A 16,823-nucleotide genomic window follows, 5' to 3' on the forward strand; every position below is an offset into this window, starting at 1 on the left:
GAACGTGACGACCTCCCGCGAACAACTCGTCGAAGCCCTTCGGGCGTCGTTGAAGGAGAACGACCGGTTGCGCCGGGCCGGCGGCAGGGCCGAGCCGATCGCGATCGTCGGGATGGCCTGCCGCTTTCCGGGCGGGGTGCGGTCACCGGAGGACCTCTGGGCGCTGGTCGACGGCGAGGTGGACGCGATCGGCGGGTTCCCGGCCGACCGCGGCTGGGACCTGGCGAACCTGTTCGACCCCGACCCGGACCGCACGGGCAGGTCCTACGTGCGCGACGGCGCGTTCCTGCACGACATGGCGGACTTCGACGCGGACTTCTTCGGCATCAGCCCGCGCGAAGCGCTGGCCATGGACCCGCAGCAGCGGTTGCTCCTGGAGGTGTGCTGGGAGCTGTTCGAACGCGCCGGAATCGACCCCGCCTCGATGAAGGGCAGTGACACCGGTGTCTTCGGCGGTGTGATCAACCACGATCACGGCACCCGGCTCCGGCCCATCCCGGTGGAGCTCGAAGGCTACCTGGGCACCGGGAACTCGGGCAGCGCGGCGATCGGCAGGGTGGCCTACACCTTCGGCCTGGAAGGGCCCGCGATCACCGTCGACACCGCGTGCTCGTCTTCGCTGGTGGCGGTTCACCTCGCGGTACAGGCACTCCGGCGCGGTGAGTGCTCGATGGCGGTGGCGGGCGGGGTGACGGTGATGGCCACGCCGGACACCTTCATCGAGTTCTCCCGGCAGCGCGCGCTGGCCCCGGACGGCCGGTGCAAGGCGTTCTCGGCGGACGCGGACGGCACGGCTTGGGGCGAGGGCATCGGCTTGGTGCTGCTGGAGCCGGTGACGGCCGCCCGTCGTCACGGGCATCGGGTGCTCGCGCTGGTGCGCGGTTCGGCGGTCAACCAGGACGGCGCCTCGAACGGGCTGACCGCGCCGAACGGCCCGGCCCAGCAGCGGGTGATCCGCCGGGCGCTCGCCGACGCCGGTCTGTCCACATCGGACGTGGACGCGGTGGAGGCGCACGGAACCGGGACCAGGCTGGGCGACCCGATCGAGGCGCAGGCCCTGCTGGCCACCTACGGCCGGGACCGTCCGCACGGGCGGCCGCTGTGGCTGGGCTCGGTCAAGTCGAACATCGGGCACACCCAGGGCGCGGCCGGGGTCGCCGGGGTGCTCAAGATGGTGCTGGCCATGCGGCACGGGCTGTTGCCCAGGTCCTTGCACACCGAGCGGCCGACCCCGGAGGTGGACTGGGGCACCGGCGCGGTGGAGCTGCTGACCGAGCGGCGTGCGTGGCCGGAGACCGGGCGTCCGCGGCGGGTGGGGTTGTCGGCGTTCGGGGCCAGTGGCACCAACGCTCATGTGCTCCTCGAACAGGCGCCGGCGGACGCGACCGCGGGCGCCGAAACGGTTCCCGCGGTGCTGCCACTGCTGGTGTCCGGCCGTGGCGCCGCGGGACTTCGCGCGCAGGCTTGCCGGATCCGGGCTTTCGCCGAGTCGCGAGTGGACCTGGAGCCCGGCGCCCTTGCCCGGTCGCTGCTGACCGGACGTGCCCAGCTGGACCACCGCGGCGTGGTGGTCGGCCGCCCGGCGGAGCTGGTACCCGGGCTCGCGGCGCTGGGCGCCGGTGAACCGGCGCGCGGCGTGGTGTCGGGAGCGGCTGACGTCGAAGGCCGCCTGGTTTTCGTTTTCCCCGGCCAGGGCTCGCACTGGCCAGGCATGGCGCGGGAGCTGTGGGAGACCTCCCCGGTGTTCGGCCGCCGCATCGCCGAATGCGCCGAGGTGCTGCGGGAGCTGGCGGGCTGGTCGCTGTGGGACGCCCTCGGCGACCCCGCCGCGCTGGAGCGGGTCGATGTGGTGCAGCCGGTGTCCTTCGCCGTGATGGTGTCGCTGGCCGAGCTGTGGCGTTCGGCGGGGGTGCTGCCGGAGGCGGTCGTCGGGCATTCCCAAGGCGAGCTCGCGGCGGCGTGCGTGGTGGAGGCGCTGCCGCTGGCCGAGGCGGCGCGGATCGTCGTGCTGCGGTCACGGGTGATCGCCGGGGAACTGTCCGGGAAGGGCGCCATGCTCTCCGTGGTGGCCGGGCGGGAACAGGTCGGGGAGATGCTCTCGGAATACGAAGGGGAACTGTGCGTCGCGGCGGTCAACGGGCCGGCGTCGGTGACCGTTTCCGGTGGCACGGCCTCGATGAGTGCGTTCGAGCGACGGCTTTCCGCCGCGGGAATGCTGCGCTGGCGGCTGCCGGGGGTGGATTTCGCGGGCCATTCGCCCCAGGTCGAAGGCATTCGCGAAGAACTGCGCACCGCGCTGGCCTCGGTCCGGCCGAAGCGCTCGGAGGTGCCGTTCTTCTCCACGGTGACCGGTGGCTGGGTGGACACCACCGAACTGGACGGCGGGTACTGGTACCGCAACCTGCGTGCGCCGGTGCGGTTCGAGACCGCGGTGGAGGGGCTGCTCGCGAGCGGTCACCGCGCGTTCGTGGAGGTGAGTCCCCATCCGGTGCTGACCACCAGCGTGCAGGAGATCGCCGGGCACCGTGACCCGGCGCCCGCCACGGTGGTCACCGGTACCTTGCGTCGCGACGACGGCGGCCTCGACCGCTTTCTGCTTTCCGCCGCCGAACTGCACGTCCGGGGCGCACCGGTGGACTGGACGCCGCTGACCGGCGGCGGAAGGCACCTCGATCTGCCCACCTACGCCTTCCAGCGGGAGCGCTACTGGCTCGAGGCGCGGGCGACGCCCGGCGGCGTGGAGTCGGCTGGGCTGACCGCGGTCGGGCATCCGCTGCTCGGCGCGGCCGCCGCCTTGCCCGGCGGTGTGGTGCTCAGCGGCAGGCTGTCCCTGGCCGCCCAACCCTGGCTGGCCGATCACCTCGTGTTCGGCACGGTGGTGTTCCCCGGTGTCGCGCTGGTGGAGCTGGTGGTGCGCGCCGGTGACGAGGTGGGCTGCCCGGTCCTGGAGGAACTGGTGATCGAGGCGCCGCTGGTGGTGGGGGAGCGGGATGCGGTGCGGCTCCGCCTGCAGGTGGGCGATCCGGAACACGGTGGGCGCCGTCAGGTGCGTGTCTTCTCCCGCGCGGATGCGGGCGAGTGGATCCGCCACGCCAGCGGCTTTCTGGGCCCGGCCGTCGAGGAGCTTCCCTTCGAACTGGCGGACTGGCCCCCGCCGGGCGCCACGCCGGTCGACCTCAGTGGTGTGTATGACGATTTCGCTTCGGCGGGATTGGCCTACGGCCCGGAGTTCCGGCGGTTGCGGAGGTTGTGGCGGCGCGGCGACGAGGTGTTCGGCGAAGTCGTGCTGACCGGCGAGCAGCGGCGACGGGGTGAGGGGTTCACCGTGCATCCGGCGTTGCTGGAGTGTGCCTTGCACGCCAGCAGTTTCGCCGGGCAGAGCGTGATGGAAAGGGACGGCGCGGTCGGGCTCCCGTTCTCCTGGAACAACGTGACCTTCCACGCCTCGGGTCCCTCGATGGTCCGGGTTCGCGCCGTGTCGGCCGGGACCTCGGTGGTGTCCCTTCAGCTGGCGGATCAGGACGGACGGCCCGTCGCCACGGTCGGCGAGCTGGTGTTCCGGCCGATCTCGGCCGAGCGCCTGGCCGGTCCCGGCCGCCACGGTGGCGCCCTGTTCGGCGTGCGGTGGCGCGAGTCGCCCGTCCGCGCGGAACCGGATCCCCGGACCTGGGCGGTGGTCGGCCCCGGGGTACCCGACCTGCAAGGGGTGCCGGTTCGCCGGGCGACCGATCTCCCCGCACTGTCTACATCGGACGGACCGGGGACGCTGGTGCTGTCCGTCGAGGACGGTGATGTGCGTGCGGTCCTGTCGCGGGTGCTGGCGGCGGTGCGGTCGTTCGTCGGTGATCCGGTGTGGGATTCCGCTCGTCTGGTGGTGGTGACCAGGGGTGGGGTCGGTCCGGGTGGTGGTTCGGCGGTGGGGTCGGCGGTGTGGGGTTTGGTGCGTTCGGCGCAGGTGGAGGAGCCGGGCCGGATCGTGCTGGTGGACACCGACGACGACGAGCGGTCCTGGGCCGCGCTGCCGGGTGTGGTGGCCGGGGCCGGGCCGCAGATCGCGATGCGCGCTGGGACGGCTCTGGTGCCGCGGTTGGACTACGCCGCCGAGCCGGGACCGCCGCCCGCGCTGGATCCGGCGGGCACGGTGCTGATCACCGGTGGTACCGGCGTGTTGGGTGGGATCGTGGCGCGGCACGTGGTGGCGGTGCACGGGGTGCGGCGGTTGGTGCTGGTGAGCAGGCGGGGGCCTGCCGCCGAGGGGGTATCCGAATTGGTGGGGGCGTTGACCGCGGCGGGGGCGTCGGTGGAGGTCGTGGCCGCGGATGTGGCCGATCGGGTCGCGCTGGCGGAGGTGCTGGCGGGGATTCCGGTGGCGCATCCGCTGACCGGGGTGGTGCACCTGGCGGGGGTGCTGGATGACGGGGTGCTGTCCGCGTTGACCCCGGAGCGGCTCGACGAGGTGTTCCGGCCGAAGGTGGACGGCGCGGTCAACCTGCACGAGCTCACCAGGGACAGCGAACTGGCCGCGTTCGTCCTGTTCTCGTCGGCGGCCGGCGTGCTGGGCAGCGCGGGGCAGGCCAACTACGCGGCGGCGAACGGGTTCCTGGACGGTCTCGCGCGGGAACGCCACGCGCAGGGGCTGCCCGCGACCTCCCTCGCCTGGGGGCTGTGGGCACCGGCCACCGGGCTGACCCGGACCCTGTCCGAGACCGATCGCGGCCGGATGGCCGGTGCCGGCATCCGGCCACTCCCGGCGGAGGCCGGCCTGGCCCTGTTCGACGCCGCGCTCGGGTCCGGCGATCCCGCGCTGGTCCCGCTCGACCTCGACCTGGCGGCGGTGCCGGGCGCCACCGTGTCCGCGCTGCTGCGGGACCTGGTCGAACCACGCCGGCGGATCGTGCCGGACAACTCGGCGGACGGGGACACGTTCGCCGGGCGGCTGGCCGCGCTGCCCGCCGCGGATCGGGAGCAGGCCGTGCTCGACCTGGTCCGGCGGACGGCCGCGGTCGTGCTCGCCCACCCCGCGCTCGATCCGGGAGAGGACACCAGGGCCTTCAAGGACCTCGGGCTCGACTCGCTCACCGGCGTCGAGCTGCGCAACCGGCTGGCCGCGGCCACCGGGCTGCGGCTGCCCGCGACCCTGGTCTTCGACCAGCCGACCCCCGCCGCGCTCGCCGCGCACCTCGGGCAGCGGCTGGCCGGTGCGGCACCGGTGCCGTCCGTGGCGGCGGCCCCGGTCGCACCGCCGGACGAGCCGATCGCCATCGTGGCCATGTCCTGCCGCATGCCGGGCGGCGTCTGCTCGCCGGAGGAACTGTGGGACCTCGTGGTCGGCGAGGTCGATGCCGTGTCGGAGTTCCCCGAAGACCGGGGCTGGGAGCTGGACCGGCTCTTCGACCCGGACCCCGACCACGCAGGCACGTCCTACGTCCGCCAGGGCGCGTTCCTGGCGGACGCGGCGGGATTCGACGCCGGCCTCTTCGGGATCAGCCCGCGTGAAGCGCTGGCGATGGATCCGCAGCAGCGCTTGCTGCTGGAGGTGGCCTGGGAGGCGTTCGAGCGGGCAGGAATCGACCCGACCTCGTTGAAGGGCACCGACACCGGTGTCTTCACCGGCGTGACCAACCATGATTACGACCAGCGCTTGCACCAGGGCGACGGGGAGCTGGAGGGCTACCGGATCACCGGCATCTCCGGCAGCGTGGTGTCCGGCCGGGTGGCCTACACCTTCGGCCTGGAGGGGCCCGCGATCACCGTGGACACGGCCTGCTCGTCTTCGCTGGTCACGATTCACCTGGCCGCACAGGCCCTGCGGCAGGGCGAGTGTTCGATGGCACTGGCCGGTGGCTCGACCGTGATGGCCACGCCACGGGGATTCGTGGAGTTCTCCCGCCAGCGCGGCCTCGCCCCGGACGGCCGGTGCAAGTCGTTCGCGGCGGCGGCGGACGGCACGGCCTGGTCCGAGGGCGTGGGCCTGGTGCTGCTGGAACGGATGTCCGATGCCGAACGCAGGGGACACCCGGTGCTGGCGGTGGTGCGCGGCTCGGCGGTGAACTCCGACGGCGCTTCGAACGGATTGACCGCGCCGAACGGGCCTTCGCAGCAGCGGGTGATCCGGCAGGCGCTGTCGAGCGCTGGTCTGTCCACTATGGACGTAGACGCGGTGGAGGCGCACGGTACCGGCACCCGGCTCGGTGATCCGATCGAGGCGCAGGCGTTGCTGGCGACCTATGGGCAGAGCCGTCCCGAAGGGCTGCCGCTCCTGCTCGGCTCGCTGAAGTCGAACCTCGGGCACATGCAGGGCGCCGCGGGGGTGGCCGGGGTGATCAAGATGGTGCAGGCGATCCGGCACGGGGTGCTGCCGAAGACGCTGCACGTGGACTCCGCGACGTCCGAAGTGGACTGGGCGGCGGGCGCGGTGGAACTGCTGACCCAGCGGCGGGACTGGCCCGAGACCGGACGGCCTCGGCGGGCCGGGGTGTCCTCCTTCGGCGTCAGCGGCACCAACGCCCACGTCCTGCTCGAACAGCCGGACCAGAAGCACGCCGGGCCGCCCGCCGCGCCGGAACTTCCCGTGGTGTTCCCGTTCGTGGTGTCCGCGTGTGACGAGGCGGCACTTCGCGCACAGGCCAGGCGGCTGGAACCCGTCGTGGACGGCCAGGCGGAGCTCGCGGACATCAGCCGCTCGTTGCTGGAAACCAGGGCACTGCTGGGGTGGCGGGCGGTGGTGCTGGCGAAGGACCGGGACGAACTGCGGTCCGGACTCGGCGCGCTCGGCAGCGGTGTTCCGGCACCGGGCGTCGTCAGCGGTGCGCGCGCCGGAAGGACCGGTCTCGGCATGGTGTTCTCGGGCCAGGGCAGCCAGTTCGCCGGAATGGGCAAGGAGTTGCACGACGCCTTCCCAGTTTTCGCGGCGAGTTTCGACGAAACCTGCTCCCTGCTCGACGGGCACCTCGGGAGCGAGGTCCGCTGCACGGTTCGCGACGTGGTGTTCGCGGCACCGGGCTCCGCGAAGGCGAACCTGCTCGATCAGACGATTTTCGCGCAGCCCGCGCTGTTCGCGGTCGAAACGGCCTGCTTCCGGCTGCTGGAATCGTGGGGGGTCAGACCGGATGTGGTGCTGGGCCACTCGATCGGAGAGATCGCGGCGGCGCAGGCGGCAGGCGTGCTGTCTCTGGCCGACGCCTGCGCGCTGGTGGCCACCCGGGGCAAGCTGATGCAGAGCCTGCCGTCGGGAGGCACGATGGTGTCCGTGGCCGCCGCGGAAAGCGACGTGACACCCCTGCTGCCGCCGCAGGTCGCGATCGCGGCGGTGAACGCGCCGGGATCGGTGGTGGTCTCCGGCGACGGGGATGCCGTGACGACGGTGGAGGAAGAATGCAAGCGGCGGGGCTGGCGTACCCGCAGGCTACGGGTGAGCCATGCCTTCCACTCTCCGCAAGTCGACGCGGTCACCGGTGAACTGGCGGACGCGGTCCGGGCCCTTGCCTTCCACGCCCCGAGAATCCCGCTCGTCTCGAACCTGACCGGCGGTCCTGCCACCGCGGACCTGCTCGGCGATCCCGGTTACTGGAGCAGGCACGCGCGCGAGGCGGTGCGGTTCGCCGACGGCGTGGAGTGCCTGCTGGAAAAGGGCGTGGGGCGGGTGATCGAGGTCGGGCCGGGCGGTGCGCTGGCCGCTCTGGTCCGCGAGTGCGCGGACTCCAGCGGCAGGGGTGAAGGCGTCCTCGTGGTCCGGGGCCTGGCCAAGCACAGCGAAGTCACCGGCGTGCTCTCCGGCGTCGGCGAGCTGTTCGTGCACGGCGGTCCGGCCGACTGGTCCGCCGTGCTGGGCACCGGGGGCCGCCGCATACCGTTGCCGACCTACGCCTTCCAGCACCGGCGTTACTGGCCCGCTCCCGCCGAGCCGTCCGGTGCTGCCGCGGCCGTGGGACTGGCCGCGATCCGGCACCCGATCCTCGGGGCGGCGCTGCCCCTGCCGAACGGGGACGGCACGGTGTTCACCGGCAGGCTGTCGCCGCGCATCCAGCCGTGGCTCACCGAATGCGGGCCGATGCTGCCGAACCCGGCGCTGCTGGACCTGGCGTTCCGCGCCGGGGACGGCGTCGGGTGCGCGGCGTTGGCGGAGTTCGAGGTCGACTGGCCGGTGCTGGTTCCCGCCGAGGATGGGCTGAACATCCAAGTCACGGTCGGCCGCCAGGACGGCGACGGGCACCGGCCGGTCGAGGTGTACTCGTCGGCACCGGACGAGGGCCAGGCCGCGGGCTGGACCCGGCACGCGCACGGCACGCTGGTCCCGTCGCTGCCGCAGGTGGAACGGCCGGCGGAGCCGGCGGGCGAAGTCACGCTGGCCGAACATCGGCACGAGGAGGTCGGGGAATTCGGGCTGCATCCACTGCTGTGCGAACAGGCACTGGCCCTCGTCGCGGCCGCGCACAGCGCCCGCGACGACAGGCTCGTGACGGCCGTGCGCTGGCGGCAGGTGGAGCTGCACGCTTCGGGAGCGTCCGCGCTGCGGGTACTGGCCTGCCGGGCGGGGACGGACGCGGTGTCGCTGTTCGCCACCGACCGGTCCGGGCGGCCGGTGCTGACCGCCGGATCGGTCGAGTTCCGCCCGGTGCCGGCGCGGGTGTTCGAAGGCGTTCCTCCTTCGCTGTACGAGATGTGCTGGCGCGCGGCCCCGCTGCCCGAGCCGCCGGGCGACCGGCTGGTGACGGTCACCGAGGCCGGGGCGCCCGCCGAGTTCGCGGCCGGTGCCGGGCAGTCCGCGGTGTTCGCCGCCGAGGTGGGTACCGGTCCGGTGCGCGTGCTGCTTTCCCGCGTGCTGGCGCTGGTACGGGCCTTCGAAGCAGGGACGCCGGACTCCGCACGCCTGCTGCTGGTCGTTCGCGGTATGGCGGGTCCCGAGGGCGGGACTGCTGCCGGTGGTGCGGTGGCCGGCCTGGTGCGTGCGTTGCAAGCGGAGTCACCGAGCCGGATCGTCCTGGTGGACGTGGACGAGGTGTCGTCGCCGCTGCTGCCGCGGCTGGCGGTGGCGGACGAGCCGCAGGCGGCGCTGCGGGACGGTCTGCTGTGGGTTCCGCGCCTGCGCCGGGTGCCCGACGGCGCGACCAGCGACCGCGAGCTGGCCGCCGGGGGGACCGTGCTGCTCACCGGTTGCCAGGCGGAACCGGATGGTGTGGTGGCCGTCGTCGCACGGCATCTCGTGACCAGGCACGGCGTACGGCGGCTGCTGGTGGCCACCCCGGCCGGTACGGCGAGCGGTCTGGCCGGGGAACTGGCCGGGGCCGGGGCACGAGTGGACCTGGCCGCTTGTGATCCCGCCGACCGGAGTGCGCTGGCGGAGGTACTGGCTTCGATCCCGGAGGCGCACCCGCTGACCGGCGTCGTGCACGCGATGGGGAGCCGGACCGGTGAGGTGGCAGGGGAGTTGCCGGGCATCGAGGCCGCGGTGAACCTGCACGAGCTGACCGGCGAATCGGAGCTGGCGATGTTCGCGTTGTTCTCCTCCTCCGCTGGGCTCCTCGGCGGCCAAGCGACCTACGCGCATGCCGTGACCAGTTCGTTCCTCAACGGGCTGGCCGGCGAACGTCACGCCGAGGGGCTGCCTGCCACGGCACTCGCCTGGAGCCCGGATGAACGCGGTGGCGCGCAGCCGGATGGTGGCCGGTTGCGCCCGCTGTCCGCCGTCGAGGGCATGGGCCTGCTGGATGCCGCCTGGCACTCGGGGAGAGCGTGCCTGCTGCCGGCGCGACCCGGCCCCGGCACGACGACGCCGGCCGTAGCGCGCGAGTTGTTCCCGGCCGGGCGGCCGCTCGCCCACGACGGGCCCGAATCCCTCGCGGGGCGGCTGGCCGGGTTGACGCCGGCCGAGCGGGAGCGCGCGCTGCTGGATCTGGTGCGGGCCCACACCGCCGTGGTGCTGGGCTATTCGGAGCGTGGCGGCCCCGACGTGCGGATGGCCTTCAAGGACCTGGGATTCGACTCGCTGACCGCGGTGCAACTGCGCAACCGGCTCGCTGAGGTCACCGGCCTCGAACTACCCGCCACCCTGTTGTTCGACCATCCGACCCCGGAGCTGGCGGCTCGGCGGCTGGGGGAGGAGATGTTCGCCCGCGAGGAGCCGGTACCGGTCGAGCGCGAGCTGGACCGGCTCGAAGCCGCGTTGCCGGGCGAGGACCAGCGAAGCCGAGCCGCGGTGGCCGCCCGGCTCCAGCAGATCTTGGCGAGGCTGTCGGATCCGGCGGCGGAGAACGGGAAAGCGGAGGAGGCGGCCGACGTCGCGACCAGGATCCGATCCGCGACCGCGGCGGAGGTCCTCGACTTCATCGACAACGAACTGGGCCGGGCCGCGACCTGACCCGGGCCACGGCCCCGCTGATCCCGCACTCGGCGCGCCGAGCGGAAGGAGATGACCCTTCGATGTCGAGCCGCACGGTCTTCCCCTTGCCGTTGAAGAACTGGCGCGGGTTCCACGGTCCACATTGGCCGGCAGGTGCGTGACGGAGGAAGTGTCCGGAAAGTGGTTCGCGTGGCGGTGCGGGTAGCCGAACCTGACGCGTCCCACCCGCCCGGACCGTGGAGCCCTCCGACTCCAGCGCTCCCCACGCGACCGCGACCAGGGGCGCACCCCGCTCGGACTCTCAGCCAGCGAGATTGCTGAGCCGCGCGGTCGGTCACCTCTCGGATCGGTGCCGCCGTTCCTGCGGTGAGCACGCGGCGCGTTTGGGGGTTGCGGATTCGGGCTATCCCGGCCCTAGCCCCTTCGTGGCGCCCTGGACCCCGGCGACCTCGCTTGCCAGGGAAGGACGCGTATGCCGCTGCCGAGTGTGCCGGCCCGATGTCCTCGCCCGCGACTTGCCGGGAAACCCTCGTCGCGGTCCGCGCGGATCGCGCCTGTTCGTGTCCAGCGCAGTGAACTGAGTTTCGGGTCGGCTTCCGGCAGCCGGCCACCCTACATTCTGCTCGGCTACCCGGGAGATTTCACTGATGACACGTTCGAGCACCGCTGTCGTCCGCCACGATCCGTCGCGGCCCCTGCCTGTCGCCGTTGCCGCGTGCCACCTTCCGCGTCCCGTCCACGACCGCGCCGCCCGCCGGGTCTCCCGCGAAGTCGACCCGGGCTCGCCCGCGACACCTCCGCGACCATCGCGTGGGCCGCGGTGGGCGAACCGAACCCGCTCGTCAAGATCCCCGCCACCGCGGAGGGGCTCGCCGCCATCAGGGCGGTCGTCGGCTCGACGATTCGCGAGCCAGTGCCGTCATCTGCACCACCGAACCGCGAACAAGCGCCAAGACAGGAGTCTGTCGATGTTCTTCAACGTGCAGCGCATGATCAACGAGATCGTCCCCGACGAACCCGATCCCGCCGCCGCCAACGCGCTTCAGGAGGGGCTGGGCGGTCAATTCGGCGAGATGCGCACCATGATGCAGTACCTGTTCCAGAGCTTCAACTTCCGGGATCCCAAGGCCAAGCCGTACCGTGATCTGCTGTACGGCATCGGCACCGAGGAGATCAGCCACGTCGAGCTGATCGCGACCACGATCGCCACTCTCACCGACGGTTCTCCCCGGTACACCGGCCGGTCGAGCGCAGTCGACGGTCCCGGCGCCAAGGGCGCGACGCCGTTGGCGAACGCGTTGTCCGAGGGCAACATCCAGCACTTCCTGGTGGGCGCGCAGGGAGCCCTTCCCGTCGATTCCGCCGGGAACCCGTGGTCGGGGTCCTACGTCTCGAACAGCGGCAATCTCGTTCTCGACCTGTTGAACAACCTGATGCTGGAATCCACCGGCCGGTTGCAGAAGTGCCGGATATACGAGATGAGTTCGAACAAGACGCTTCGGACCACGGTGGCGTATCTGATCGTGCGTGACCAGGCGCACGAGAACGCGTACGCGAAAGCGCTGGAGACGCTCGGTGTCGACTGGGGCAGGCTGTTGCCCATTCCGAAGACCAGCGGCGAGCGGTTTCCCGAGGTGGCGAAACTGCTGGAACAGGGGCTGGAGAACAAGAACTACACGTTCGGCCTCGACCACCTCTCCGAAGCCGGGCGCATTCTGCGGGGTTCCTCGCCTTCGAACCCCGAGCACGTGCTGACCACGGCCCAGGCTCCCGAGGGCGCCGCGCTGAAGATCGCCAAGCCCCGCCCGGAAGAGTTCTCGCCGGGACTCGACCCGGAGCTGCTGGAACTCCTGCAGGCGACCGCGGAGGCGGAGATCGCCGCGGCCGACGAGCCGGACAAGTTCGGCGCACTGGCCTGACCGGGTTCGTGGTGTCCGCGAAGGCATTGCGCGACGACCCGCCTTTGTGGACATCACGAGCAGGCAGAGGGCTTGTCTTGGAGCGCCATGACATCGAGAAGGACGCAGGGCGGGCCAAGGGGAGAAGGGTCGCTCAGTGGGTCATGAGTGCGCCGACTCGGCGCAGACCGGTCTCCAGGCCGCGGAGCCGCGACACCCGCTTCGACGGGAGTGGGGTGTCGCGCCAGCCTGGTCCAGCGAGGAAGAGCCGGGGTGGGGTCACTGTGGCGAGGAGTTCGGTGACGAGTTCGGTGTCGGCGGTCCCGGCGGTCATCGAGTGCAGGACGACGACCGGGGCGGAGAGTTTGCCGGTGGAACCGAGGATGGTCCGCCGGGGGACCATGCCGCCGAGGTAAACCGACGGTATCCGGTTTTCGCGCAGGGCGGCGAACAGAGCCGCGAGGGGCAGGGAGTGCCGTTCGGTACGGCAACAACCGAGCACCACGGGTGGACCGGCCGGGGTGGGCAGCACGCGGACGTGGCGATCGATCGCGGCGTCGATGGCCCGCGCGAGTGTCCATTCGGATTCGACGCAGTCGTCTGCCTTGCGGGAGTCCGCGGCGACCGAGCGCAGGACGGGCGCGAGAACGGTGCGCCAGGCGGGCACGATGCCGTGCGCGGCGATGGTGGCGTCGATCAGTTCGGAGAGCCGGCCCAGGTGCAGCTCTTCCGCGGCGCGGCGCAGCTCGTGGCGTCGGTGCCGCGGTGTGGTGCCCACCGGTTCGGGGAGCAGCGCCATCTTCGCTTGTGCGGCGGCTTCGCGGGGCCTCGCGCCGTCGCGGACGAGGTTCTGCATGGTTTGCAGCCGTTGGATGTCGAGATCGGAGTAGCGGCGTTGGGCACCGGGGCGGCGGACGGCCGGGCCGAGGCCGTAGCGGGCGTCCCAGGACCGCAAGGTGACGGGCGAGACGTCGAGCAAGCGCGCTACGGCGCCGGGTGTCCACAACGCCGCGCCGCGCCGGTGCTCGCCGGTGTCCGCTCGCTCGCTCACGCGTTCACCATGTCACACGAGTCCGGGCCGAACGGTCTGGCGTTACCGCAGCCCGGTCCGGCACCGGGTGCGGACCGCACCCGGTACCGGACCGGTTCTCCGCGAATGCCGACGTGTTCAGCCGCCAGGGCGTTGGACGTCGCCGCGCCAGGACCCGGTTTCCCGGCCTTCCCGGTGTTCGATGAAGTCCTTGAACCGCTGCATGTCGCCCTTGATCCGGCGGTCGAGGATGCCGGTCTTGTCCGCGACGTTCTCCACGAAGCCCTCGGGGTCGATGTCCAGCTGCGCGGTCACCCTGGTGGTCGCGTTGTCGAGGCGGTGGAACGTGATCACACCCGCGTGCGTGGGCCCGGAGTCCGAGCGCCAGGCCACGCGCTCGTCCGGGTGCTGCTCGGTGATGGTGGCGTCGAACTCGCGCGTGGCCCCGGCGACGCTGATCGTCCAGTGCGTGCGGGTCTCGTCGAGCTGGCGTATTTCGTCCACGCCGTCCATGAACTCCGGGAAGGTCTCGAACTGCGTCCACTGGTTGTAGGCGGTGCTGACGTCGACCGTGACGTCGACGGATTCGGTGATCGTGCTCATGAACAGGGGTCCTTCCAGTTGGGTGTGCGCCTGCTGGGCATACCCCGGCGAACCGATGCCGAAACGATGCAACTCCGGCTCCGCACGCGACGCGGATGAAGCCGACGACGATGGGTTGGCCGGACGGTTCCCGGGTATCCGGGCCTTGTGAAGGAACACGGATCGCGGGACACGGACGAGGCGGTGACCATCACGCCGTGCGAAAACGGGCCGCTGCTGGTGCGGGGTGCGGTGGAGCTGAGGTCGCAGGGCGGGCAGGTGATCGAGGCTGGGCGGGAGACGATCGCGTTGTGCCGGTGCGGGCGTTCGGCGATCAAGCCGTTTTGCGACGGAACCCACAAGATCGCGAAGTTCCGCGCCGCGAGCGCGCCGGTGGACGACCCGCTTCGCCCGGAAGGGACCGCGCTCGATCCGGGGAGCTGACCGCCGCCGCGGTTTTCAGGCAGCGATCGCGACCGTCCGGTCTCGCAGGGCACTGAGGCCGTCGCGCCAGCGGTCGAGGAGGTGCTGGGCCATCAGGTTGTCGACCGCGAGCGCGCTGGCGGCGCCGAAGAGGATGTCGCCGACCGCGCCGGGGTGGTCGTGGGCGTAGCCGCCACACAGGTCGTGCGCGGCGAGCTGTTCGTGCACGGCGTCGGCTTCGACGTGCTCGTCGTAGAACCGCGTCGCCTCGGGCTGATGACCGAGACGGCGCAAGCCGTTGCCGTAGCGGCGGTTCGGCAGCGATGAGGTCATTTCGAGCGCGGCGAGGTGTCCCAGCAGCGCGGGTGTCCAGCGCCGATGCATGCCGAACAACGACATCGTGTTGCTGACCGCCAGGGTGACCGCGGGCACCTGGTCGAGGAACGCGCCATAGGTGTCGTCGAGCCCCAGAGCGCGCATCGTGGCGCGGAACAGTTCCGAGTGCATGCGTTCGAACCGGCCACCGCCGTATTCGTCGGCTTGGATCTCCACGAGCGCGGCTTTCGCCCGGCCGCCGATGCGCGGGATCGCCCAGCTGTGCGGATCGGCCTCTTTGAGGTGGTAGATCGACCGGTGCGCGACGAACTCGCCGAACTGCCCGGCGGTGGCTTCCCGTTGCAGGTACAGCGCCAGCGGCGGCCCGTCGCCGGATTCCAGCACCGCGGCCAGCCGTGCCGGTACCTCTTCGGGTGCGGCTGTGCCGTCGCCGGTGCGGGTGGCGGCGGTGAGATGCCGCAACGCGGGCAGCAGCCGTGCTTCGAGCGCGGTTCGGGTGGCGAGCAGGGAGGGTTCGGTTTCCCAGGCGTCGTCGATTCCGGTGAACCCGCGGTAGCTCAGCTCGTAGCACATCCACAGGCTCAGTTGCAGGTCCTCGTCGATCAGCGCACCACGCGGTCCGGTGGGCGCCGCGGCCATGACTGGAAGGGCGTGGGGTGGCTGGGGGAGGTGGGTGGCCAGCGTGGCGCTGATCGGCCCACGGGGCTGGGGCAGGTGCATCGGGACGGGCCTTTCTCCAACGGGATCGTCCACCTGGGATACCCGCGTACCGGACTTTCACGCGCCGGAGCCGTCCACGTCACTGCGACCCGTGTGACCGCTGCATCGGTTTCTCATCGTTTCGAACCGGGCCGCGCGGGTATGCCTTGGCGGCGGGCACCGCGTCCGCGCCACGGCCGGTACCGGGCCGTCAGCCACGAACGGAGCCAGGGATGCCATCAGCCAGCAAGGTGCTCGGGGTGCTCACCGCCGCTTACGGCGCCGCGGTTCTCGTCCGTCCCGCTACCTTGACCACCCCGCTGGACCTCGACCGTGGCCGCGGTGTGGCGAGTTCGCTGGCGATGCTGGCGAGGGCGATGGGGGCGCGGGATCTGGCCATCGGCGTGGCGATGGCGGTGGCCCCGGCGGGAAAACCGGCCACCGTCGCGGTCGGGGCGAGGGTCGCCTCGGATGTCGGTGACGCCGTCATCTTCGGTACCGGACTGGCGAAGCGGAACCTGAAAGTCAAAGCCGTCACGGCCGCTTCGGCGTGGGGAGCCCTGTGCGCGATCTCGCTGCTGGGCAATCGCCGCCGATGAGCGCCACGGCCGCCCGGCGACCCGCCGGGAACCGTGACCGCCTCCGGGGTTTCGGGAAACGAACGTCCGGCATGCACCACAGTCGCGGCGGTCCCGAGCCGAGGGAGTGGACGCTGCGTCCCATGACGAGCGGATAGCCTGAAGTGGCCCAATCATGGCCATGAGAATTGTTCTCGCAATTCTTTCTGGCGCGGGCTTTCATGGTCAAATAAGTCCGGAACGGCCCCGGTGGGCCCGAAACATTGAGGAGCGGACATGGTCGGCGCCAGCACGCTGGAATCCGTGATCCGGGATCGTGGCCCGGCTGTGCTCGGAAGGGGCCGGCGATGACCGCGGTCGAGCGGGTGGTTCCGGCCGGCGCGGCCGAGGTGTTCGCGGTCTTGGCCGACGGCTGGTCGTACGGCGCGTGGGTGGTGGGCAATTCCCACGTGCGCGACGTGGATCCGCGGTGGCCGGAGGTGGGGACCCGGCTGCACCACCGTTCGGGGGCGTGGCCGGTCCAGGTCAACGACATCACGGTGGTGCGCGCGGTCGAGAAGGACCGCTTCCTTCGGTTGGCGGCCCGGCTGTGGCCGCTGGGCCAAGCGGAGATCGCACTCGAACTGCATCCCGCGGCCGGCGGGACGCGGGTCGTGCTGACCGAGGTCGTGACCGATGGCCCGCTGAAGATCGTGCCGGACCCGGTCCAGGCGGTGTTGTTCAAGCCCCGCAACACCGAAGCGCTGGCCAGGTTGTCGGATCTGGTGCAGGGACGCGGCGCGGCCCGATCGCACTAGCCCGATCGGGCTAGTGCGACCCGTGATCCATCGCGTGGTGCGTTGATGGTGGTCTCGCCGCGTCGGACCTCTTTCGAATAGCGCTTTGCTTCCCGCGCGGAAGTCAACGAGGAAATTGATCCCCTTGCTGGCGCCTCGGTG

General features: G+C 71.7%; 8 protein-coding genes. 5 read left to right on the forward strand and 3 right to left on the reverse strand.

All coding sequences use genetic code 11. The features are described 5' to 3' along the window. The first annotated feature begins 4 nt into the window (after positions 1-4). Together ABD256_RS16050 and ABD256_RS16060 are read left to right on the forward strand one after the other, a co-directional pair. Positions 5-10,357, forward strand: a complete 10,353-nt coding sequence (locus ABD256_RS16050) for an SDR family NAD(P)-dependent oxidoreductase (RefSeq protein ID WP_344418443.1) — start codon at positions 5-7, stop codon at positions 10,355-10,357. Positions 10,358-11,307: 950 nt separating this feature from the next. Further along, positions 11,308-12,258 (forward strand): manganese catalase family protein, encoded by a 951-nt coding sequence (locus ABD256_RS16060; protein ID WP_344418445.1) that lies wholly within the window; start codon positions 11,308-11,310, stop codon positions 12,256-12,258. Between the two features lie 133 nt (positions 12,259-12,391). On the opposite strand, the gene ABD256_RS16065 is transcribed toward ABD256_RS16060, so the two are convergent. After that, a complete protein-coding gene (locus ABD256_RS16065) occupies positions 12,392-13,288 on the reverse strand; it encodes a MerR family transcriptional regulator (RefSeq protein WP_344418447.1) in 897 nt (298 codons plus the stop codon). 117 nt (positions 13,289-13,405) lie between these two features. Next, the gene (locus ABD256_RS16070; RefSeq protein ID WP_344418449.1) at positions 13,406-13,870 is read right to left on the reverse strand and encodes an SRPBCC family protein; all 465 of its coding nucleotides are present in this window, start codon (positions 13,868-13,870) and stop codon (positions 13,406-13,408) included. 183 nt (positions 13,871-14,053) lie between these two features. Between ABD256_RS16070 and ABD256_RS16075 the strand changes: the two genes are divergently transcribed. Next, positions 14,054-14,293 carry a CDGSH iron-sulfur domain-containing protein gene (locus ABD256_RS16075; protein WP_344418451.1) on the forward strand — a complete coding sequence of 80 codons (240 nt, stop codon included), beginning with the start codon at positions 14,054-14,056 and terminating at the stop codon, positions 14,291-14,293. A 15-nt stretch (positions 14,294-14,308) separates the two neighbouring features. Here the strand turns inward: ABD256_RS16075 and ABD256_RS16080 are convergent, their stop codons facing one another. After that, the gene (locus ABD256_RS16080; RefSeq protein WP_344418452.1) at positions 14,309-15,247 is read right to left on the reverse strand and encodes an iron-containing redox enzyme family protein; all 939 of its coding nucleotides are present in this window, start codon (positions 15,245-15,247) and stop codon (positions 14,309-14,311) included. 293 nt (positions 15,248-15,540) lie between these two features. Here ABD256_RS16080 and ABD256_RS16085 point away from each other — a divergent pair, with 293 nt between their 5' ends. Then, on the forward strand, positions 15,541-15,906 hold the full coding sequence (locus ABD256_RS16085) for a hypothetical protein (RefSeq protein ID WP_344418454.1): 366 nt from the start codon (positions 15,541-15,543) through the stop codon (positions 15,904-15,906). A 326-nt stretch (positions 15,907-16,232) separates the two neighbouring features. Further along, positions 16,233-16,682, forward strand: coding sequence for an SRPBCC family protein (locus ABD256_RS16090; protein WP_344418456.1), 450 nt, complete (start codon positions 16,233-16,235; stop codon positions 16,680-16,682). Positions 16,683-16,823 lie beyond the last annotated feature (141 nt).

This window comes from Amycolatopsis minnesotensis (genome assembly GCF_039529815.1).
GTDB lineage: Bacteria > Actinomycetota > Actinomycetes > Mycobacteriales > Pseudonocardiaceae > Amycolatopsis > Amycolatopsis minnesotensis.